Source organism: Paraburkholderia sp. JHI2823 (genome assembly GCF_038900695.1).
In the GTDB taxonomy this organism is placed as follows: Bacteria; Pseudomonadota; Gammaproteobacteria; order Burkholderiales; family Burkholderiaceae; genus Paraburkholderia; species Paraburkholderia mimosarum.
This window is the reverse complement of record NZ_JAYMRY010000219.1, coordinates 1-488: the sequence shown is the minus strand read 5'-3', so window position 1 is coordinate 488 and position 488 is coordinate 1. Positions and strand designations below refer to the sequence as shown.

Below are 488 nucleotides of genomic sequence, written 5' to 3'. Positions count from 1 at the left end.
CAGCTTCACGTGCAGCGGGTCGGTGGTCGACTTGAGCTCGGCAAGCGCGGCGGTCTGATCGCCCTGGTCGGCGAGTGCCATCACCTTCGCGACCGAACTCATATAGGCCGGATAGGCGGCGTCGAAGTCGCTCAGCAATTGCTTCTGCGCGTCGGTGGTCGCGTGCTTGCGCTCGTAGTCGAACGCCGACAGGATCGCTGCTTCACCGCCGTGATTCAGGCGCACCGTATCGGCACGGCCGGCCGGCTCCGGATTCAGGATGTACGAATAGAGGCGCCGGAAGTGCGAGGCCGCCTGCCACGCGGCGGTGCCGTCGTCGCGCACCGGCACGAATTCGCGGTCGTACATCTCGGTTTGCATCGTCGCGACTTCGCGCACCTTCAGCACACCGACCGTGCCGACGATGGCCGTCACGAACGCGCATAGCATCAGCGAGCCGACCAGCTTCTGGCTCAGTTTCAGATTGGAAAACCACTGCATGTCGGGAA

At 64.1% G+C, this 488-nt stretch carries 1 protein-coding gene; it reads right to left on the bottom strand.

The features are described from left to right. Positions 1 to 480, bottom strand: a 480-nt coding sequence (locus VSR34_RS38375; protein WP_342965229.1) for an MCP four helix bundle domain-containing protein, incomplete at its 3' end; no start/stop codon positions are given. Positions 481 to 488 lie beyond the last annotated feature (8 nt).